General features: G+C 72.2%; 18 protein-coding genes. 8 read left to right on the top strand and 10 right to left on the bottom strand.

Annotated features, from left to right (window positions below):
- Nucleotides 1–564 precede the first annotated feature (564 nt).
- Nucleotides 565–3,309: an AAA family ATPase gene (locus AB0K15_RS10500; protein ID WP_364047939.1), complete on the bottom strand. Its 2,745-nt coding sequence runs from the start codon at nt 3,307–3,309 to the stop codon at nt 565–567.
- Nucleotides 3,310–3,428: 119 nt separating this feature from the next.
- Here AB0K15_RS10500 and AB0K15_RS10495 point away from each other — a divergent pair, with 119 nt between their 5' ends.
- Both AB0K15_RS10495 and AB0K15_RS10490 read left to right on the top strand, forming a co-directional pair.
- Nucleotides 3,429–4,031, top strand: coding sequence for a hypothetical protein (locus AB0K15_RS10495; RefSeq protein ID WP_364047937.1), 603 nt, complete (start codon nt 3,429–3,431; stop codon nt 4,029–4,031).
- Nucleotides 4,028–4,549, top strand: a complete 522-nt coding sequence (locus AB0K15_RS10490; RefSeq protein ID WP_364047935.1) for a YceI family protein — start codon at nt 4,028–4,030, stop codon at nt 4,547–4,549. The genes AB0K15_RS10495 and AB0K15_RS10490 overlap by 4 nt, the downstream gene beginning before the upstream one ends.
- Nucleotides 4,550–4,553: 4 nt before the next feature.
- Here AB0K15_RS10490 and AB0K15_RS10485 read toward each other — a convergent pair whose 3' ends face one another.
- The gene (locus AB0K15_RS10485; RefSeq protein ID WP_364047933.1) at nt 4,554–4,997 is read right to left on the bottom strand and encodes a MarR family transcriptional regulator; all 444 of its coding nucleotides are present in this window, start codon (nt 4,995–4,997) and stop codon (nt 4,554–4,556) included.
- Nucleotides 4,998–5,111: 114 nt separating this feature from the next.
- Here AB0K15_RS10485 and AB0K15_RS10480 point away from each other — a divergent pair, with 114 nt between their 5' ends.
- Together AB0K15_RS10480 and AB0K15_RS10475 are read left to right on the top strand one after the other, a co-directional pair.
- On the top strand, nt 5,112–5,504 hold the full coding sequence (locus AB0K15_RS10480; RefSeq protein ID WP_360596256.1) for a DUF5313 domain-containing protein: 393 nt from the start codon (nt 5,112–5,114) through the stop codon (nt 5,502–5,504).
- Nucleotides 5,505–5,551: 47 nt separating this feature from the next.
- Entirely contained in the window at nt 5,552–6,493 is a 942-nt protein-coding gene (locus tag AB0K15_RS10475; RefSeq protein WP_364047931.1) for an RluA family pseudouridine synthase, read from the top strand.
- A gap of 22 nt (nt 6,494–6,515) precedes the next feature.
- Here AB0K15_RS10475 and AB0K15_RS10470 read toward each other — a convergent pair whose 3' ends face one another.
- Nucleotides 6,516–7,121, bottom strand: coding sequence for a hypothetical protein (locus AB0K15_RS10470; RefSeq protein WP_364047929.1), 606 nt, complete (start codon nt 7,119–7,121; stop codon nt 6,516–6,518).
- Between the two features lie 156 nt (nt 7,122–7,277).
- Between AB0K15_RS10470 and AB0K15_RS10465 the strand changes: the two genes are divergently transcribed.
- The gene (locus tag AB0K15_RS10465; RefSeq protein WP_364047927.1) at nt 7,278–7,874 is read left to right on the top strand and encodes a helix-turn-helix domain-containing protein; all 597 of its coding nucleotides are present in this window, start codon (nt 7,278–7,280) and stop codon (nt 7,872–7,874) included.
- On the opposite strand, the gene AB0K15_RS10460 is transcribed toward AB0K15_RS10465, so the two are convergent.
- Nucleotides 7,858–8,904 (bottom strand): alcohol dehydrogenase catalytic domain-containing protein, encoded by a 1,047-nt coding sequence (locus AB0K15_RS10460; RefSeq protein WP_220238872.1) that lies wholly within the window; start codon nt 8,902–8,904, stop codon nt 7,858–7,860. The two genes, AB0K15_RS10465 and AB0K15_RS10460, sit on opposite strands and share 17 nt — an antisense overlap.
- Before the next feature lie 110 nt (nt 8,905–9,014).
- Between AB0K15_RS10460 and AB0K15_RS10455 the strand changes: the two genes are divergently transcribed.
- A complete protein-coding gene (locus tag AB0K15_RS10455) occupies nt 9,015–9,644 on the top strand; it encodes an alpha-ketoglutarate-dependent dioxygenase AlkB (protein ID WP_364047925.1) in 630 nt (209 codons plus the stop codon).
- Between the two features lie 31 nt (nt 9,645–9,675).
- On the opposite strand, the gene AB0K15_RS10450 is transcribed toward AB0K15_RS10455, so the two are convergent.
- The 3 genes from AB0K15_RS10450 to AB0K15_RS10440 form a co-directional block, all read right to left on the bottom strand.
- A complete protein-coding gene (locus AB0K15_RS10450) occupies nt 9,676–10,950 on the bottom strand; it encodes a cytochrome P450 (RefSeq protein WP_364047923.1) in 1,275 nt (424 codons plus the stop codon).
- A gap of 273 nt (nt 10,951–11,223) precedes the next feature.
- Nucleotides 11,224–12,183 (bottom strand): GH25 family lysozyme, encoded by a 960-nt coding sequence (locus tag AB0K15_RS10445; RefSeq protein ID WP_364047921.1) that lies wholly within the window; start codon nt 12,181–12,183, stop codon nt 11,224–11,226.
- A complete protein-coding gene (locus tag AB0K15_RS10440) occupies nt 12,183–12,380 on the bottom strand; it encodes a hypothetical protein (RefSeq protein ID WP_364047919.1) in 198 nt (65 codons plus the stop codon). Before AB0K15_RS10440 ends, AB0K15_RS10445 begins: the two co-directional genes overlap by 1 nt.
- A 451-nt stretch (nt 12,381–12,831) precedes the next feature.
- Here AB0K15_RS10440 and AB0K15_RS10435 point away from each other — a divergent pair, with 451 nt between their 5' ends.
- A complete protein-coding gene (locus AB0K15_RS10435; RefSeq protein ID WP_364047917.1) occupies nt 12,832–15,894 on the top strand; it encodes an AAA family ATPase in 3,063 nt (1,020 codons plus the stop codon).
- Between the two features lie 105 nt (nt 15,895–15,999).
- On the opposite strand, the gene AB0K15_RS10430 is transcribed toward AB0K15_RS10435, so the two are convergent.
- The 3 genes from AB0K15_RS10430 to AB0K15_RS10420 are packed head-to-tail and all read right to left on the bottom strand — an operon-like array spanning nt 16,000 to nt 18,436.
- A complete protein-coding gene (locus tag AB0K15_RS10430; RefSeq protein WP_364047915.1) occupies nt 16,000–16,845 on the bottom strand; it encodes an ABC transporter permease in 846 nt (281 codons plus the stop codon).
- Nucleotides 16,842–17,828: an ATP-binding cassette domain-containing protein gene (locus tag AB0K15_RS10425; protein ID WP_364047913.1), complete on the bottom strand. Its 987-nt coding sequence runs from the start codon at nt 17,826–17,828 to the stop codon at nt 16,842–16,844. The genes AB0K15_RS10430 and AB0K15_RS10425 overlap by 4 nt, the downstream gene beginning before the upstream one ends.
- Nucleotides 17,829–17,866: 38 nt before the next feature.
- On the bottom strand, nt 17,867–18,436 hold the full coding sequence (locus AB0K15_RS10420) for an NAD(P)H-dependent oxidoreductase (RefSeq protein ID WP_364047911.1): 570 nt from the start codon (nt 18,434–18,436) through the stop codon (nt 17,867–17,869).
- Nucleotides 18,437–18,580: 144 nt separating this feature from the next.
- Between AB0K15_RS10420 and AB0K15_RS10415 the strand changes: the two genes are divergently transcribed.
- Entirely contained in the window at nt 18,581–19,576 is a 996-nt protein-coding gene (locus AB0K15_RS10415) for a LacI family DNA-binding transcriptional regulator (RefSeq protein ID WP_364047909.1), read from the top strand.
- The last annotated feature ends 1 nt before the right edge of the window (nt 19,577 follow it).

The raw sequence follows: 19,577 nt of genomic DNA, 5'->3' as shown, positions 1-19,577 counted from the left end.
TCCGCGGGGGGGGGTGTTATCGCTTGGTCGCGGTCTTGGGGTGGGGGCGGGGGTTTGGGCCGGGGGCCGATCGCACCGCCCGATCCCGAAGCCGGCGCGATCTCGCCGGCGGGTCGCCTCGGCGGGGTGAGGTGGTGGGAATGTGCAGTTGGCGGTGGGCAGGCAGGAGGTGAGTGGGCCTGCGGTGAGTGAGCCTGCCGCGAGCGGGCCTGCAGTAAGTGGGCCTGCAGTGAGCGGGCCTGCGGTGAGCGGGCCTGCAGTAAGCAGGCCTGCGGTGAGTCAGCCTGCCGCGAGCGGGCCTGCAGCAAGTGAGCCTGCAGTGAGCGGGCCTGCAGCAAGTGAGCCTGCCGCGAGCGGGCCTGCAGCAAGTGAGCCTGCCGCGAGCGGGCCTGCAGCAAGTGAGCCTGCCGCGAGCGGGCCTGCAGCAAGTGGGCCTGTAGTGGGTGGGCAGAGTCGGCCGCCCAGGGCAGCCCCTCTCGCTCGCCGCCTGCCCGCCCGTCCCTGCTCGCGGCTCCGCGCGCTCACCGCCGCAGCAAGAGGTCGCCGAAGTGGTCGGGCGGTTGGTTATCGACCGCCGCGGTGGGTCCAGGCGGCGATTTCGGTGCGGTTGGCCAGGTCGAGCTTGGCCAGGATGCTGCGGACGTGGCTCTCGACCGTGCGTTCGGAGACCACGAGCCGCTCGGCGATCGCGCGGTTCGGCAGGCCGTCGGCGACGAGGCCGGCGATCTCGCGTTCGCGCGGGGTCAGCGGTCCGGTCGTGCTCAGGCGGCCCAGTAGCTTCGCGGCTTCGTCCACGGTGCCCGGCATCACCAGCCGGCGCGCTTCGTCGCGGGCCTGGCGGGCCAGGGAGCGGGCCTTGGCGGTGTCGCCGAGGGTCGCGAGCACCGTGGCCAGCCGCAGGCGGTTCTGCGCGACGAACGGGCGCGCGCCGACCCGCACGTTCGTGGCGATCGTGGCCTCGAACAGCCGCGCGGCCTCCTCGAGCCGGCCGAGCACCGCGGCGAGGCGGGCCGGCCAGCTCGTGCCGCAGTCGCTGCAGTACACGCCCGCGCCGCCCGACACCACGCGCTCGTCGGCGCGCAGCACGGGCTCGAGGAAGCGCGCCGTCTCGACGTCGCCGAAGGCCTCCACCAGCACCACGAGGTTCGGCGCGACGCCGCTGGACCGCAGGTCGAAGCCGTCCTGCCGCGCGAGGTGGCGCACGGCCTCGTACCCCGCGAGCGCCGCCTCGTCCTCCCCGAGAACGACGTGCACGAGCGGCCGGGACACCACGGCGATGGGCAGGGTCGGCACGGTGGCGAGCACGTCGTCGTAATGCTCGTCGATCTCGGAGACGTCGCCGGTCACGAGCGCGAGCTGCAGGCTGAACGCGGACGACATGCCGAGCGCCGAGCGGTCGTCCGCCAGCTCGGCCACAGCCAGCTCCCTGGCCCGCCGGTTCAGCTCACGCGCCTCGGCGAACGCGCCGCGGAACGCGAGCAGCGACGTGCGCAGCCGCAGGTCGTGCCAGCGCACCAGGGGCAGCCGGGTCGTCGCCGCGAGCGCTGTGACGGCCGTGATCTCGTGGTCGACCACGGCCATCGCCCCGGTCTCGAACGCCGCGTCGATGCGCCACTTGTGGCCCCACAGCGCGGAAAGCGGCTGCCGGTCCCCGAATCGCACGGCCAGGGAACCGAGGCGCAGCCGGTCCTCCAGCGGCAGCTCGATCGGGAGGATCTTGAACCGCGCTCGCACGGCGTCGAGCAGGGCTTCGTCGTCGGCGCCGTGTTCGGCGAGCGCGAGCGCTTCGTCGGCCAGCCGGCGCGCCTCCCCGGTGCGCCCGACGTCGGCGGCGACCGACGCGGCCTGCGCGAGCAGCCGGGCGCGCAGGTCGTCGGGCAGTTGCGCGCCGAGCGCCGTGTCGGCGAGTTTTCCCAGCCGGGGCAACAGTTCCGGCGCGGACAGGTCCCGCACGACCAGGGCCGCGGCGGCGAGCGTCTCCGGAGTTTCCGCGCGCTCGGCCGCCTGTTCGGCGTGGTCGAGGGCCGGGCCGAAGCGGCCGGAGCGGTACTCGGCCGTGGCGAGGTCGATGAGCAGCTCGGCGAGCCCGCCGGCCCGGCCCGCTCGCCGTCGCGCGTCGACGGCGAAGGTCAGAAACCTTGCCGCCTCGGCGAAAGCCAGCGCCCGCGTCGCCTCGCGCGCGGCGACCACGGCCCAGTCGGCGGCGCGGCCGAGTGCCACCGGGTCGGCGGCCGACCGCAGCCAGTGCACCGCGACGACCCCGGCGTGAGCGGGATCGGCTTCGGCTCGCGGGGTCAGCGCCAGCGCCGCCTGGGCGTGCAGCGCCTCGCGCACGCCCTGGTCGAGGTCCTCGTAGACGCCGTCGCGCACGACGGCGTGCGCGAACCGGCGCCGCCCGGCCGCGACGGGCACGAGCACGCCCGCGCGCACGACGTCGTCCAGCAGCGGCACGACCTCGGCGACGGGCCGGCCCGCGACGTCGGCGACCACGCCGCAGTCCACCTCCTCCCCCAGCACCGCCGCCACCTCGACCAGCTCGCGCACCTCCGGCGCGAGCCCGGCCACCGACGTCCGCACGAGGTGGCGCAGCTCCGCGCGCCCGCCGCCGGACCCGGCCGACCGCGCGACCGCCCGCAGGTACAGGGGGTTGCCGCCGGAGCGGCGCAGCGCGTCGCGCACCTCGGCGTCGCCGACGGCCGCGCCGGCCACCTCGGTGAGGTACCTACGCACGTCGGGCTCGGCCAGCGGGGCGACGGTCACGGCGTGCGTGGCCGGGCCGCCGAGCAGTTCGGGCAGCGTCTCGTCGAGCGCGGGCCCGGTGTCGCGGTAGGTCGCGAGCACCACCAGCCGTGAGCGGCGCAGTTCGCCGGCGAGGTGGCGCAGCAGCCGCAACGACGCTTCGTCGGCCCAGTGCAGGTCCTCCAGCACCACCACCAGGCCGCCGGGCTCGGCCGCGGCGACGAGGGCGTCGGCCGCCGTGGCGACGAGCCGGAACCGCGCCGCCACCAGGTCCGTACCGGCGCGTCCGTCCAGGTCGGCGACGGCGCGGGCGACCTCGGCGCCGGCCGTGGGCAGGGCCGACAGCACGCGGCGCCACGGCCACAGCGGCGGCGCGCCGGGGTCGTCCACGCAGCGGCCCCACACGGTGGCGAGGCCCTCGGTGGCGGCCTCGGCGAGCGTGGTCTTGCCGATGCCGGCGGGCCCGCCGAGCAGCACCAGGGCGCCCGTGCCCGCCGCGCCGGTCGCGAACCGGCCGCGCAGGTCGGCGAGCACCCCGGCCCGGCCGACGAACGGCACGGAGCCTGTCACGCAGGCCAGTATGCGCCCGGTTTCAGTGGTCCGTCTGCGTACTGGCACTGATGTCCGGAACGTCCGCGCGGCCGAAGGTGGACCTCGTCGAACTTCCCACCCCAGGCCGAAGGAGCAGCATGTACGCCACCGTCCACCAGTTCCGGCGGAACACCGCCACCGAGAGCGGCGACTGGGGCCCGGCCCTCGCCGCGGAGCTGCACCCCGGCCCGGCGCCCCTCGGCGGGTGCGTGCTCGGCCAGGTCGCCGGCGTGCTCGGCGCGGCCGTCGCGTTCTGGCCCGACGCCGCGTCGGCCGAAGAAGCCGCCGCCCACACCGGCCCCGGCACCACGTGGCTCGACACCGACGTCTACGAGGTCGTCTCCGCCGAGTTCGCGCCGGGCGCACCGAACTACGCCCAGGCCAGCCGGTTCACCGGCCCCCGCGACGAGGCGCAGGTCCGCGCCGAGGACTTCGCGGGCCGCGAGCGCATCTGGCCCGCCGCCCGGCAGGTGCCGGGCATCGGCCCGGTGTTCGTGCTGCGCGCCGAAGACGGCGCGGGGCTCGTGCTCGGGTTCGCCGAGTCCGTCGCCGCGATCGAAGCCGTCCAGAAGGCGGTGCTGAGCACCGAGCTACTGCCGGGCGAGGACCCGGCGCCGCTCACCGGTCCCGAGCGGATCGACCTGCACCGCGTTGTCCACCACACCCTGCCCGCATCCGTCACCACCGGAGGTACCCGATGAGCACCCCCACCACCACCCGTCTGCGTCCCGGCACCTGGACCGTCCACACCGGACGGACGTCGGCCACGTTCACCGTGCGCAAGCTCGGTTTCCACCTCGTGCACGGCTCGATCCCCGTCCGGGCCGCGACGGTGCACGTGAACACCGCCGGCACGCCGACCGCCCTGCGCGCGGAGCTCGACCTGTCCGCGATCGACACCGGCAACCGCCGTCGCGACCGCGACCTGCAGAAGTCCCAGTGGCTCGACTGCGGCACCGAACCGACGATGACGTTCGCGTCCGGCGACATCACCTCCTGCCCGGAAGGCTGGGCGGCGCAAGGGTTCCTGAGCCTGCGCGGCACCACGTGCCCGCTCACGCTCACCGTCGAACGGCCCGCCGGCACCGGCGCCGGCTCGGTGCGCCTCCAGGCCCGCGCGACGCTCGACCGGGCACCGCTCGGCATGGGCGCGCCGCGCGCGATCGTGGGGCGCTACCTGGAGATCGCCATCGACGCGGTGCTCGTGGCACCGCACTGAGCGCTCAGGCGGTCGCCTCGATCACGCGGCCCAAGGCGGCGTGGAGGGCCTCCAGCTCGGCGACCTCCATGCCGAGCGTCTCGACCACGCGGTACGGGATCTTCTCGGCCTCGGCCCGCAGGGCGCGGCCCTTCTCGGTCAGCTCGACGGTGAGCTGCCGCTCGTCGGACGCCTTGCGGCCGCGGGTGACGTAACCCATCGCTTCGAGCCGCTTCAGCAACGGAGACAGCGTCGCGGGTTCGTGGCGCAGCGCGGCCCCGAGGTCCTTTACCGACCTCGGGGCTTTCTCCCAGAGCGCGAGCATCACGAGGTACTGCGGGTGCGTCAGCCCGTACGGCTCCAGCAGGGGCCGGTAGATCGCGATGACGCTGCGCGAGGCGACCGACAGCGCGAAGCACACCTGGCGGTCGAGCTTCAGCGGGTCGTCGCCCAAGTCGATCTCTGCCACGGGTCCTCCTCCTGGTCCGGGCCACCCTAACGGCTTCGGGTGTGGCCTCGGCTACGTCATCGATTAGCGCACTAATTATTAGTGTACTCTGACGTTAGCCGACAAGGAGGCGTGATGGACCGTCCGGGAGTGTTCCGCTGGTTCTGGTACGCGGTAGGCGGGCGCCTGCCCGAGCGCTACCGGGACTGGATCCTGCACGACACGACGTCGAAGCACTGGAAGGCGCGGCACGTGCTGCGCAGTTCCGTGGGCCTCATTCCGCTGTGCCTCGTGTGGCTGCTGCTGCCGGGACCGCTGGCGCTGCGGCTCGCGATCGTGCTCATGGCGGCGCTGGTCGCGTACTTCTACTCGTCGGTGTACATGGAGGAAAGCATCGAGCACCGCCTCTCGCGCAACGGCTTCCCTCCCGGCACGGGCAAGCGCATCCGCCGTGAGGCCGCCGAAGCCGCCGACGCCGAGGCGAAGGCCCGCTACATCGCGATCTACCGCCAGAACACGGGCGAGTGACCGCTCCCGGCAGCGGTGCCGCCGGCGACGACTAGAGTCGGCGTCCGATGAGACGCAAGCTTCGCGGCCCGCTGCCGCCGCGCCACGGGCTGGACCCGGCGCGGCTGAGGATGCCCGACGAGGGCCCGTGGGGCACGTTGCTGGAGCACCTCGTGGAGCGGCTGCCGCGGCTGGACCCGGCGCGGATCGAGCAGATGCTGCGCGAGGAGCGCATCTTCGGTCTCGACGGGCCGCTCGGGGTCGACGCGGCGTTCGTGCCCGGCTCGTTCATCTGGTTCCACCGCGACCTGCCCGACGAGGTGCCGGTGCCGTTCGACCTCACCGTCGTGCACCGCGACGAGCACCTGCTGGTGGTCGACAAACCCCACTTCCTCGCCACGATCCCGCGCGGCAAGCACATCCTCGAAACCGCGCTGGTGCGGCTGCGGCGCGATCTCGACCTCCCGGCGTTGTCTCCCGCGCACCGGCTCGACCGCGTGACCGCAGGGCTCGTGATGTTCGTGATCACACCGGAAGTGCGCGGAAAGTACCAAACGATGTTCCGCGACCGACGCGTGACGAAAGAATACGAAGCGATCGCGCCCTACGATCCCTCACTGGAGCTGCCGCGCACGGTCCGCAGCCACATCGTCAAGGAACGCGGAGTGCTTGCGGCGCAGGAGATCGAGGGCCCGGTGAACGCCGAGACCCGCGTGGAACTGATCGAACACCGCGACGGGCTCGGCCGTTACCGGCTGCTGCCCGCCACCGGCCGCACGCACCAGCTGCGCGTGCACCTGTCCGGCCTCGGCATCCCGATTCTCGGCGACGACTTCTACCCCGTGCTGCGGGAAAAACCGCTCGACGACTTCACGAAACCGTTGCAGCTGCTGGCCAAGGTGCTGGAGTTCGACGATCCCGTGAGCGGCGAGCACCGCCGGTTCACGAGCTCCCTGCGCCTGACGGCGTGGGACTCACCGGGCGAGTGGGCGACACCCCCGGCCCGCTGAGGCCGGGAACGCCGCGCCGAACTCACTTCGTCCAGAACTTCACACCGCTCCACTGCACCGTGATCGGTCCCGCACCACTGCTGGTGCGATACGAACCGAACTTGTCGTAGTAACTACCGCTCGGGCTGTCGATGGTCTGCTTGAGCGAACCGTTGAGGTACACCTTGTGCGTGCTGCCCACCTGGTTGACGGTGTCTACCCGCACGGACGTGCCCACGGCGGCACCGCCGGCAAGCGTCTGACCGCCCTCCACCGCGTACATCCGGCCGCCCTTTTCCACCGCAAGCAGGAAGTACGGGCCGGCGTTCGACCCGTCGCGGAACGTCTGCTTCACGCTGATGCGCGTACCGCTCATGCTGATGACCTTGAACGAACCCTCGAACTGGTGCGTGCCGCCGGTGTAGGTGTCGTACCGACGCTCGGCGCGCTGGTCACCGCTGCCCGTGGAGCAGGTGAGCTGGAACCTGAGCCCGTTGATCTGCCCGCACCCGCGCTCCTGCTCGGAGAACCCCGGCGACCACGACTTCCACGGACCGGTGCCGACCTGTGCACTCGCCACCGGAGCCACCACCGCGAGCCCGCACACGACCCCCGCGACCACCCCGCCGAGGCGTAGTCTTCCTCGCACTTTGCCAACCTCCGTACAACTCAGGGCGGCGGTGGTGGGACAGGTTCAGACCACTGCGTCGAACCTGGGTGATCACTGTACGAGCACGGACGAAAACAGAAAAGAGCCGGAATCGCGACTCTTGACAGGTTTGTTTGTCAATGCTTGGCTCGGCCCATGCGGGACGTCGAGGTGATCGAGGACCCGGCCGCCGCGGCGGCCGCGCTGGACCCGGTCCGCGCACGGCTGCTCGCGGCCCTGGCCGAACCCGCGTCGGCGGCCTCGCTCGCCTCGCGCGTCGGGCTCACGCGCCAGAAGGTGAACTACCACCTGCGGGCGCTGGAGTCCCACGGTCTCGTCGAGCCCGCGGGCGAGCGTCAGTGGGGCGGGCTGACCGAGCGCCTCTTCGCCGCCACGGCCGCGTCGTACCAGGTCTCCCCCGCCGCGCTCGGCGACGCCGGCACCTCGGCGATGGAGCCCGACCGGCTCTCGTCGGCCTATCTGCTGGCCGTCGCCGGCCGGACCGTGCGCGAGGTCGCCGGCCTCGTGCGCCGTGCGGCGCGCGCCGGCAAACCGCTGCCGACCCTGGCGCTGGACACGGAAATCGCGTTCCGCTCGGCGCACGAGCGGGCGGCGTTCACCGACGAGCTGACCACACTCGTGGCCGCGCTCGTCTCGCGGTACCACGACGAATCGGCTCCGGGTGCGCGGACGCACCGGCTGGTGGTCACCGCGCACCCGAAGCCGGCCGACCCGCCTACGCCGGCTGGATGATCACCTTCAGTGCCTGGTGGTCGGCGGCGTTGCCGAACACGTCGTAGGCCTGGTCGAGCTGATCGAAGGTGAACGTGTGCGTGCCCATCTTCTCCGCGGGGATGCGGCCGCTCGCGACCATCTTCAGCAGTGTCGGGATGGACACGGTGTCGACGAGTCCCATGGTGAGCGTGATGTTGCGGATCCACAGATCCTGCATGGGAAGTTCCACGCCCACGCCGTGCACGCCGATGTTCGCGACGTGCCCGCCGGGCCGCACGAGCGCGGCGGCCGTCTGCAGGGTCTCGGGGTAGCCGACGGCTTCGATGGCGACGTCGACGCCGAGCCCGTCGGTGTGCGCGAGGACCTCCGCGACGGTGTCGGGCCCGGCGGCGACCGTGTCCGTCGCGCCGAACTCGAGGGCCTTCTCGAGGCGGAACTTGTTGGCGTCGATGGCGATCACCTTGGACGCGCCCCACAGACCCGTGGTCAGGATCGCCGCGAGCCCGACCGCGCCGGAGCCGACGACGGCGACCGTGTCGCCCGGGCGCACCTCGCCCGCGAGCACGCCGACCTCGTAGCCGGTGGGCAGGGAGTCGGCGAGGAAGATGGCCTGCTCGTCGGTGACCTCGGCGGGCACGTGGTAGAGCGAGGTGTCCGCGAAGGGCACGCGGACGTACTCGGCCTGGGTGCCGTCGATGAGGTGCCCGAAGATCCAGCCGACGCCGCCGACCGTGCGGCAGTGCGAGGGCATGCCCCGCTGGCAGTAGTCGCAGCGGCCGCAGCGCGTGACGGCCGGCACGAGCACCCGGTCGCCGACTTTGAAGCTCCCCACGGCGTCGCCGACCGCCGTGACCGTGCCGACGGCTTCGTGGCCGAGGATGCGGCCGTCGGTGACCGCGGCGACGTCGCCGTGGAGGATGTGGAGGTCGGTGCCGCAGATCGTGGTGGTGTCCACCTTCACCACGACGTCGGTCACCTCTTGGATCGTCGCGTCGGGAACGTCTTCCCACGCCTTGTTTCCGGGTCCGTGGTACACCAGTGCCTTCATCGCCACCTCCGCGTCGGGACCGACCCACGACGCTACGACGGGTCCGCGGCGCCGCCGGTCTCAAATTCAGACACCCGAACAGGTGTTCGACCCTCGTGTACGGTGGGGGCATGAGTCACGCACTTCAGGGATCGCTCTTCGGGTCCGGCCTCGAAGGCGCCGCTTTGGGGTCCCTCAACGGAATCCGGCGCACGGACCTGGGCCGCGGCGCGTGGGTCGACGTGCTGCCGGGCTGGCTGTCGGGGTCCGACGAGATTTTCACCCGCCTGGTCGCCGACGTCCCGTGGCACGCCGAGCAGCGGCAGATGTACGACCGCGTCGTCGCCGTGCCCCGGCTGCTCTGCTTCTACCGCGAGGGCGAGACGCTGCCGCACCCGCTGCTCACCTCGGCGCGTGACGCGCTGTCCGCACACTACGCGGCCGAACTCGGCGAGCCCTTCCGCACCTCCGGCCTGTGTTATTACCGCGACGGCCGCGACAGCGTCGCCTGGCACGGCGACACCATCGGCCGCGGCAGCTCCGAAGACACGATGGTCGCGATCCTCTCGGTGGGCACCGCTCGCCACCTCGCCCTCCGCCCCCGCGGCGGCGGGGAGTCCCACCGCTACCCCCTGGGCCACGGCGACCTCATCGTCATGGGCGGCTCCTGCCAGCGCACGTGGGAACACGCGATCCCGAAGACGGGCAAGGGGGTTGGGCCGCGGATCAGCATCCAGTTCCGGCCGAGAGGGGTGCGTTGAGGAGCGGCGGCGATCCGGTGCGAGCCTGGCGTCAGCGGACCAGTACCGGCAGTGAGTCGAGGCCGTAGACGATCGAGACCTTGCGGAACGCCAGTTCGTCCGGTTCGACGGCCAGCCGCAGGTCCGGGAACCGCTTCACCAGGGCCGGGTAGGCCGTGCGCAGCTCCATGCGCGCGAGCTCCGCGCCGATGCAGCGGTGGATGCCGTAACCGAAGGCCAGGTGCGAGGACGGGTCGCGCTTCGGGTCGAAGCGTTCCATGTCGGTGCCCAGCTTGGCGTCGCGGTTGGCGACGGACAGGGAGACCAGCACGATGTCGCCCTCGCCGATGTGGACGCCCGCGATGTCGATGTCTTCCTTGGCGAAGCGCGGGAACGCCATCTGCACCACGGTAAGGTAGCGCAGCAGCTCCTCCACGAAGCGGTGCACGGAGTCGTCGTCGCCGCGGACCGCGTCGAACGCGGCCGGGTCGCGAAGCAGCACCAGGGCGCCGAGGGCGAGCATGCTCGCGGTGGTTTCGAGGCCGCCGGTGAGCACGCCGTCGGCGAGGCCCGCGAGCTCGAGGTCGTCGATCTCGTCGCCGTGTTCCTTGATCAGCATGCCGAGCAGGCCGTCGCCCGGTTCTTCGCGCTGCTTCTTGACGATGTCGAGCAGGTAGGTCAGCGACTCCGAGATCGCGCCCAGCGACGCGCCCGCGCCACCGAACAGGTCGAAGCGCGCGGTGCTCAGGCGCTGGAAGTCGGCGCGGTCCTCATAGGACACCCCGAGCAGCTCGCAGATCGTGAGCGACGGGATCGGGAGCGCGAACGCCTCCCACAGGTCCACGGGCCCCTCGGCGGCGGCCATCGCGTCGAGCTGCTCGTTCACGATCTCGTCGATCCGAGGCGTGAGGCGGTTGAGCCGGCGCATGGTGAACTCGGGCGTCAGCAGCTTGCGCAGCCGCGAGTGCACCGGCGGGTCGGCGAAGCCCAGCCCGCCCGGGTTCTGGTCCTCGGTCACGCCCGCGTTGCCGACGAGGTTCGTGAAGTCGTTGCTGAACTCCGAGACCTTGCCGAGAACGGCCTTGGACTCCTCGTAGCCGGTCACGAGCCACGCGTTCATGCCGAACGGCAGGTCGAGCTTGCTGATGGGCGCCTCTTCCCGGCGCTGCGCCAGCGACGGCACAGGGTCGAGCCCCACGCGCCGCAGCGGTTCCAGCGCGGAGTCGGGCAGAAATGCCATCTTCTCGAGGTCGAAACCCTTTTTCTGCTGCCGGGCGATGTAGCGGCGACCGGCCCAGGCGAGGATACGCGAACGGAGACTCCCCATGGCAGCGACACTACCCCACCCGCCGTTCGGGTGATCCGGGCGGAGACAGCTGTCACCTGCGGTTCGGGATCACGACATGCGCCGTGACCCGGCCGTGACCAGCGGGAGCACGGCGGCACCGGCTCATCCACAGTGGACACCGAGGTCTCCATCGGACAGCGCAAGGCCCCGGCATCGTCGGCTCGCCGGGGCCTTCACGCGTGTTCCGGCCGCGCCGGCCCTTCCGGGTGAACGTGCGGGGACCGGGCCAACCGGCCCCCGCACGAAAGGAAGTCAGGCGCGGTTGTTCACCCAGCCCTTCACCGCACCGGCGCACTGGTAGCGGACGACCACGTGTGACTTGTTCGCGTAAGCCCCGCTGGCCCCGGCGAGATCCCACGGCCCCGGCCGGTCCGCGTCGACCTTCCCGCCGGCTTGCACGGTGACCACGTCCTGGCCCGTGAGGCCGGGGGTGTCGCCCACGAGCGAGATGCCGTCGAGGATGATCGGCTGGTCGTAGCTCGACGCCAGCCGCAGGTACCGGCCGCCGTTCACCGGAATGTGGAGCTTGCCCCACTGACCGGGCTCGGTCGCCTCTCCGCGGTCACTGCTCATGTCTGCGTCCTCCTCTTCTCCCGGGGTCTTGAGTGCGCCGAAGTGCGCCGTCGTGTAGCTCTCGTCGAGATCGACGCCGGCGGCCGAGATGCCCGGGATCGTCCCGGACGAGCTGTACTGGTGGATGTCGTAGCGGCCGGCGGTGGCGGCGGGCCGCGCGCCGTAGCGGGCGATCCAGATCACGAGACCGGGGATGCCCCAGCGATCCGGGCGCAGCAGCGTCGCGAGCGAGTTGTTCATGTACACGCCGGGCCGGAACCCGCGAGCATCGATCCGCAGGCAGAACGCCCTGCCGAACGCGGCTTTCTGGCTGTCCGGGATGTTCGGCACCCCCGACCCGGGCGGGTTGTCCTCCAAGTCCAGCATCGGGACGCAACCGGTGGCGCCGAGCCGGATCACCTCGCCGAGGAGGACGTCGGCCTGCGCCGCGGCACCGGGATTGGCCTGCACGAAGTGGTAGCCGCCGACCGGGATCCCGACGGACCTCGCGCCGTTCACCTCGTTGTCGCCGCGGCCGCCCGCGGGGGTGCCGCCGCCGTCGGAGAGCTTGACGTAGACGAACGTGACGCCGGCCCGCTTCACAGCGGGCCAGCTGGTGACGGTCTGGAACCTGCGGTAGATGTCGATGCCGAGCGCCATCAGGAACCGCCTTCCGTGACGTAGGTGGGCGCCGGGTCGGTGTCGCCGAGCTCGCGAACGGGGTCGGCCACGCGGTGGTTGCACCACCGGTGCGTCGTGTCGCACGAGACTTGCCCACGCCTGGCCTGCCGCGGCGTCCGCGTTTCCACCCGGAGCACGGCGACCTCGTCGGTGGCGGTGGTCGTGTTCGTCGGCACGACTGCTCCCCCAGTTGCTCAGCTTGGGACGATTTGTCCGTTTCGCGAGTTGGAGCTGCCTTGTAACCTGCCACCCGCGCCCCGCGGACGACACCGCCAGCATGGGTATTCCCCTCGCCCGAACGTTGGAGAGGGGGAAGCTCGCGCGGGATCCGACGGCGGGCGGGCCGGTCCGCTTTCGCCTGTCGCGCAGCGGGTTCACGACGAAATCGTCAGAGCCGGGCCGGGTCGGGCGCCCGTTCGGCAGCGCCGGTCGCCCGGAGCGGGCTCGGCCGTCCGGCCGACGCGGGCGCGACCGGATTGTCGGTGCCGTCGTCCAGAATGAGGTCGGCCGAGCCGGGGAGCTCTCCGGCCCGGAGGAACGTGCCGGCGCGGAAGCCTGTCCGGAATGGGCGCGACGAACGACGGGGAGCCGTGAGAGGCTCGGCTGACGAACCCGGAGGAAACGGACATGACTGCGGCGCTCATCGGACGGGAGCACCCCGCCTCGGTGTTGCGCGCGGAGCTGGCGCGCGCGACCGCGAGCCACGGCGGCCTGGTGCTGGTGACGGGCGAGGCCGGCATCGGCAAGACCACGCTCGTCACGGGGCTGGCCGACGAGGCCCGCGAACGCGGTGCGCTCGTGCTGGCCGGCACGTGCTGGGAGTCGGGCAGCGCGCCCGGCTACTGGCCGTGGGTGCAGGTCGTACGCGCGCTGCGCCGGGCCGCGGAGCCGCACGAGTGGGCCGCCGCGGATTCCGCGACGCTGTCGGCGCTGCTCGGCGAATCGCCCGAGCCCGGCGACGCGTTCCGGCTGCACGACGCCGTCACGAGCGCGCTCATCACGCTCTCGCACGACCGGCCCGTGGTCGTGGTGCTCGACGACCTGCACTGGGCCGACCCCGCGTCGCTGCGGCTGCTCGACTTCGCGGCGCGCCACACGTGGTTCGAGCGGCTGCTGCTGATCGGCACGTACCGCGACGTCGAGGTCGACGCGCCCGGCCACCCGTTGCACCAGCTCGTGCTGCCGCTCGTCGCGAAGGCCACCACGGTCACGCTCACGGGCCTCGACCCCGCGCAGGTGGCCGAGCTGATGGGCCGCACCGCGGGCACGGACCCCGGGGCCGAGCTGGCCGCCGACGTGCACCGGCGCACCGGCGGCAACCCGTTTTTCGTCGAGCAGACCGCGCGGCTCTGGCGCAGCGGCAGCCCCGTCTCGGCCGTCGCGCCGGGCGTGGCCGACGCGTTGCAGCGGCGGCTTTCGCTGCTGCCGGCCCAGGTCGCCGACCTGCTGAGCGACGCCGCCGTGCTCGGCCGCGAGTTCCCGCTGCACTTGCTGGCGAACGTCGCCGCCGCGCCCGTGCCGCAGGTCGACCACCTGCTCGGCCAGGCCGTCGCGACGCGGCTCGTGGTCGCGCTGGGCGAAGGCCGCTTCGCGTTCGCCCACGACCTGGTCCGCGAATCGCGCTACGCCGGTCTCGGTGCCGAAGGCGCGGCCCGCCGGCACGCGGCCGTCGCCGACTCCGACCTGGTCGGCCCCGCCGAACGCGCCCGGCACGCCTACCTGGCGGGCGCCCTCGTCGAGCCGGCCCGCACCGTCGAGCTGCTCCTGGCGGCCGCCCGGGACGCGAGTGCGCGGCTGGCCATCGAGGAGTCCATCGGCCACCTGCGGCGCGCGCTGGAGCGGGCGCCGACGATCCGGACGCGCGCGGTCGTGGAGCTGGAGCTCGGCACGCTGCTGTGGCGCGTCGACGACAAGGACGAGGCCTGGGCGCACTTCGACGGTGCCGTCGCGGCCGTCCGCGAACTCGACGACGCCGAGCTGCTCGCGCGCGCCGGCCTCACCCTCGCCCGCGCCGACCCGGGCGGCGCGCGCCACGAGCTCGTGTCCGGCCTCCTGCTCGAAGCCCACCGCCGCCTGTGCGCGGGTACGCCGGCCGAACCGCTGTCGCTCGACCGCGTCACGCTCGAACTCACGGCCCGCGCCGCCATGCTCGCCCGCGACGACGAGGACGACCACGCGCTCGCGTTCTCCCTGTGGGCTCGCCACGACGCCATCTGGGGCCCCGGCAGCGGCGCCGAGCGCGAGCGGCTGACGGACGAGCTCGCGGCCGTCGCGCGCCGGACCGGCGACCGCGAAAACGAGTACTTCGCGTCGTCGCTGAAATGGGTCGCACTCCTCGAACAGGGCGATCCGCGCTACCTCGACCAGTTCCGCTCGTTCCAGGCCCTGACGGAAAACAGCGGCCTGCGCGGCGCCGAGCTGGCCGCGAAAATCGACCGCAGCATCATCTGCGCGCTGCACGGCCGCTTCCCCGACTCGGACGCCGCCCTGCAGCAGGCGTTGGACGCGCACCTCGGCCTGAGTGAACGCGAGTTCGGCTACATGGGCGACCAGCTGCGCTGGAGCTCCCTGCTGCTGCAAGGCCGCTTCGCCGAGCTGGCCGACCTGCCCGCCCGCATGAGCGACGCCGGGCACTCCCACCCGGGCCTCCTGCGCGCCCTCGCCGCCGCCCACGCCGGCGACGCGGCCGCCACGCGCGAACTGCTCGCCGAGGCCACCGCGGAAGCACCGTACTCCCGCGAGTTCACCCCGCTGTGGCTGCGCTGCCAGGCCCAGGCCGCAGCCGTGCTGGCCGACCGCCCGGCCGCCGAACGCCTCCTGGCCGAGCTGGCACCGTACTCCGGCGAATGGCTGGTTTCCTTGTACGGCTGCGATCTCAGCGGCCCCGTCGACCTCTGGACCGGCCTGTTGGCCGCGACCCTGGGCGACCACGACCTCGCCGTCGACCTCTTCACGTCCGCCGCCCGCTCCGCCGACCGCCTCCGCGCACGCCCGTGGTCGATCGAAGCCCGCAGCCACCTCGCCACCGCCCTGCAAAACCTCGGCGACACCGCGCGTGCGGAAGAACTGTTCGACACCGTCACCGCCGAAGCCACGGCCCTGGGCATGCACCACATCCCCGACCGCGTGCGCTCGGCGCGGACGGAACCGTTACCCCTCAACGAGTTCCGCCGCACCGACGCCGTCTGGTGCCTGCGCTACGCCGGCCACGAGATCCGCGTCCCCGACGCCAAAGGCCTGCGCGACCTCCACTTCCTCCTCGGCCGCCCCGGCACCGACGTCCCCGCCGTCCGCCTCCTCGCCCCCGAGGCCGACGTCGCCCCCACGTTCACCGGCACCCCCGTCCTCGACGACACGGCCAAAGCCGCCTACCGCCGCCGCCTCACCGACCTCGACGCCGCCATCGACCACGCCACCACCCTCGGCGACGACACCCGCGCCGCCACCCTCGACACCGAACGCGCCGCGCTCCTCACGGAACTCCGCACCGCCTCCGGCCTCGCCGGCCGCACCCGCCGCCTGGGCGACGAATCCGAACGCGCCCGCAAGGCCGTCACCGCCCGCATCCGCGACGCCATCCGCAAACTGGCCGACCTCCACCCCACCCTGGCCGACCACCTCCACGCCACCATCACCACCGGCTCGAGCTGCTCCTACCAGCCACCCACCCCCACCCCCTGGCGCCTCTGACGCCGCCACCAAGCCCCCCGGTCCAGACCGTGGGTGACACCGGAACATCGGAGTGCCCAGCACATTCCCCCGTGCCCATGGTGCGCGCAGCACGCCGAGGCACCCTCACTTCCTGTTGTACAACCGCATGGTCCACGTCCCGAACACCAGCGTCAGCACCCCGGCCGCGATCAACGTCCACATGATCGCCCCGAAATCCCACGCCCCGGCCATCATCGACCGCACTCCACTCACCAGCTGCGTAATCGGATTCAACTCGACGAACACCTGCAACCACCCCGGCATCGTCGACGGATCCACATACACGTTCGAGAGAAAAGTCAGCGGCATGATCACCATCATGCTCACCCCCATCACCGACTTCTCCGACCGCAGCAGCAGTCCGAACATCGTCCACACCCACGACAGCCCGAACGAGAACACCAGCAGCAGGACAACCCCGGCCACCACACCCCCGAACCCGCCAGGCGGCCGGAACCCCAGAATCAACCCCACCACCATGATCACCACGGACGCGATCACATACCGCAGCGCGTCCCCGAGCAAATACCCCACCATCGCCGAGGGCCGCCAAATCGGCAACGTCCGGAACCGATCGAACACCCCCTTCTCGATATCCGTATTGACCGCCAGACCCGTGTACATCGTGATCATCACGACACTCGACGCCAAGATCCCCGGCAGGAAGAACTGCAAATACTGCGAAGGCGACCCGGCCAGCGCCCCACCGAACAAATACGTGAACATCAACGTCATCATGATCGGAAACGCCGTGACGTCGAACAACTGCTCCGGCACGTGCTTGATCTTCAGCACGGCCCGCCGCCCGAACGTGATCGACGTGGACAACGCACTGGGCCGCGGCGGCCGTTGCACAGCCACCAACAGCGCGGCCAGATCCTCGACCTTCGGCGCCGCCAATTCGACGTCAGCCTCGCGTACGGTCGTCACACCGCCACCTCCTGGTTTGCCGGACGATCGGTCAGAGCCAGGAACACCTCGTCGAGGCTCGGCTGGCCCAGGGAAAACGTGTCGACGGTGATCCCGGCCCGCGCCAGCTCCGCCAACGCCTGCGACGCGCGGTCCGCCGCGCCGAGATGCGCATCGGCCGACAGCCGCGCGGTCAGCGCCACCGGATCCGGCTCCAGCTGCACCGCCGCATCGAGCGTGCGCCCCAGCACCTCGGCCGCGGCCTCGCGCTGATCGGAATCCCGCAACCTCAGATGCACCGCGCCGACCCCGACGGAAGCCTTCAGCTCCCCCTTGGTCCCCTCCGCGATCACCTTTCCGTGGTCGATCACGGCGATCCGCGACGCCAGCTGGTCGGCCTCGTCGAGGTACTGCGTGGTCAGCAGCACGGTGGTCCCCTGCGCGACGATCGCCCGCACGATGTCCCACACCTGGTTGCGGCTGCGAGGATCCAGCCCCGTCGTCGGCTCGTCGAGGAACAACAGGTCCGGCGTGTTGAGGATGCTGGCCGCGATGTCCAACCGCCGCCGCATCCCGCCGGAGTAATTCTTCACCTGCCGCGCGGCCGCGTCGGTCAACCCGAACGCCTCCAGCAGCTGCGCCGCGCGCGACCGGGCCGCGGGTTTGCGGTGCCCGAGCAGCCGGGCCAGCATCACGAGGTTCTCGGTGCCGGTGAGGTCCTCGTCGACCGACGCGTACTGCCCGGTGAGGCTCACGCGGCTGCGCACGGCGTCGGCTTCGCGCACCACGTCCTTGCCGAACACGCGCGCCTCACCGCCGTCGGGCCTGGTCAGCGTCGCCAGCATCCGCACGGCGGTGGTCTTGCCCGCGCCGTTGGGGCCGAGGACGCCGTAGACGGTGCCCGCGGGCACCACGAGATCGATGCCGTCGACCGCCCGGGTCTCCCCGAACACCTTCACGAGTCCGGCGGTCTCGATCGCCGGCTCGGCGGTGGCACTGCTCATGTCTGTCCCTTCCCCATTGTCGTTCAGCCACAGTCGGTTCACGCGCAGTAGGGCCGCGCACGCCGCCCGTCGCGCAGGGCGAGCCCCCACCAGACGAGCTCGTCGAGCAACGTCGTCACGGCGTGCGCGTAGCACTCCGGATCGGGGCGGAACCCGCCGTCGGCGACGCGACCCTCGAGCAGGTCGAGGCACACCGCGTCGCGCAAGGTCGCCGTGTGCAGCTCGGTGAACACCCCACGGAGCTGCTCCACCGCGTACCGGCCGCCGGCGCGGTAGCCGTAGGAGACGAACCCGACCGGTTTCGCCCGCCACTCGTCGTACGCGCAGTCGATGGCCTGCTTGAGCGACGCGGGGAAGCTGCGGTTGTACTCCGGTGTGACGACCACGTACGCCTCCGCCGCCTCGATCCGCCGCGCGAACCCGGCCATCGCCGGGGTCGGCCGCGCCGGGTAGCACGCCGGGATCGCGAAGTCGGCGAGGTCGACCACGTCGAGGTCCAGCCCGGTGCGCGCACCGGCCCGCTCGACGAACCACCGGCCGACGCCGCCGCCCACCCGGCCCTCCCGGGTGCTGGCGACGACCACGGCCACCCGCAGCTTCTCCTGCACACCCTGAGGGCGCCAGATCCTCGCGAGCCCCCGCCAGATCGGATCTGGCAGGCTTGCCCGTCAGCACGCTCGCGGCCCGCGACGGCCTCCTTGAAACGTTTCACCACCGTGTTAGGCTGGCCGTCCCAAGGCAAGGGGAGGGCCGTGGTCGGCATCAAGGACGTCGCGAAGCGCGCGGGCGTTTCGATCGGCACAGTGTCCAATGTGGTCAATCGGCCGCACGTCGTCGCAACGGCCACGCGCAACCGGGTGCTGTCGGTCATCCAGGAGCTGGGATACGTGCGTGACGAGTCCGCGCGCCAGCTGCGCGCGGGGCGTTCGCGGATCATGGCGCTGCTCGTGCTCGACCTCGGGAACCCGTTTTTCGTCGACGTCGCGCGCGGAGCCGAAGAAGCCGCGCACGCGCAGGGGATCAACATCATCACGTGCAACAGCGGGCAGCGGGTGGAGACCGAGGCGTCGTACCTCGCGATGCTCGCCGAGCAGCGCGTGCGCGGCGTGCTGCTCAGCCCGGTCGACACCGGCGGCGACGCGATGCAGGCCTTCCGGCGCAGCGGGATCCCCTACGTGTTCGTGGACCGCAAGGTGCCCGCGGACGAGGCGAGCTCCGTGTCGGTCGACGACGTCGCGGGCGGCGCGCTGGCCGCGCGGCACCTGCTGGAGACCGGGCACCACCACATCGGGTTCGTGAACGGCCCCACCATCCTCACGCAGTGCCGCGACCGCGACGCCGGCGTGCGTTCCGTGCTCACCGGCTCGGGCGCGCGACTGTCGGGCGTGGAGGCGGTCGGCCTCGACGTCGCTTCGGGCCGCGACGCGGGCGCGCGCCTGCTCGGCATGAGCCCCCGGCCGACGGCCGTGTTCTGCGCCAACGACCTGCTCGCGCTCGGCGTGCTGCAGGCGATGGTCGGCGCCGGCGTGCGCGTGCCGGACGAGATGGCCATCGTCGGCTACGACGACATCGAGTTCGCGGGCGCGGCGGCCGTCCCGCTCACGTCCGTGCGCCAGCCCGCGTTCCGGCTCGGGCGCACGGCCGCCGAGCAGCTGCTCGCGGAGACGGAGGAGAACCCGCCGCCGCACCGGCAGGAGGTCTTCACACCGGAGCTGGTGGTGCGGGAGTCGACGCGCGTTCGCCGGTAAC

Source organism: Amycolatopsis sp. NPDC049253 (assembly GCF_040678995.1).
Taxonomy (GTDB): Bacteria; Actinomycetota; Actinomycetes; order Mycobacteriales; family Pseudonocardiaceae; genus Amycolatopsis.
The sequence above is the reverse complement of the archived record's forward strand: the minus strand, read 5'-3'. Positions and strand labels throughout refer to the sequence as shown.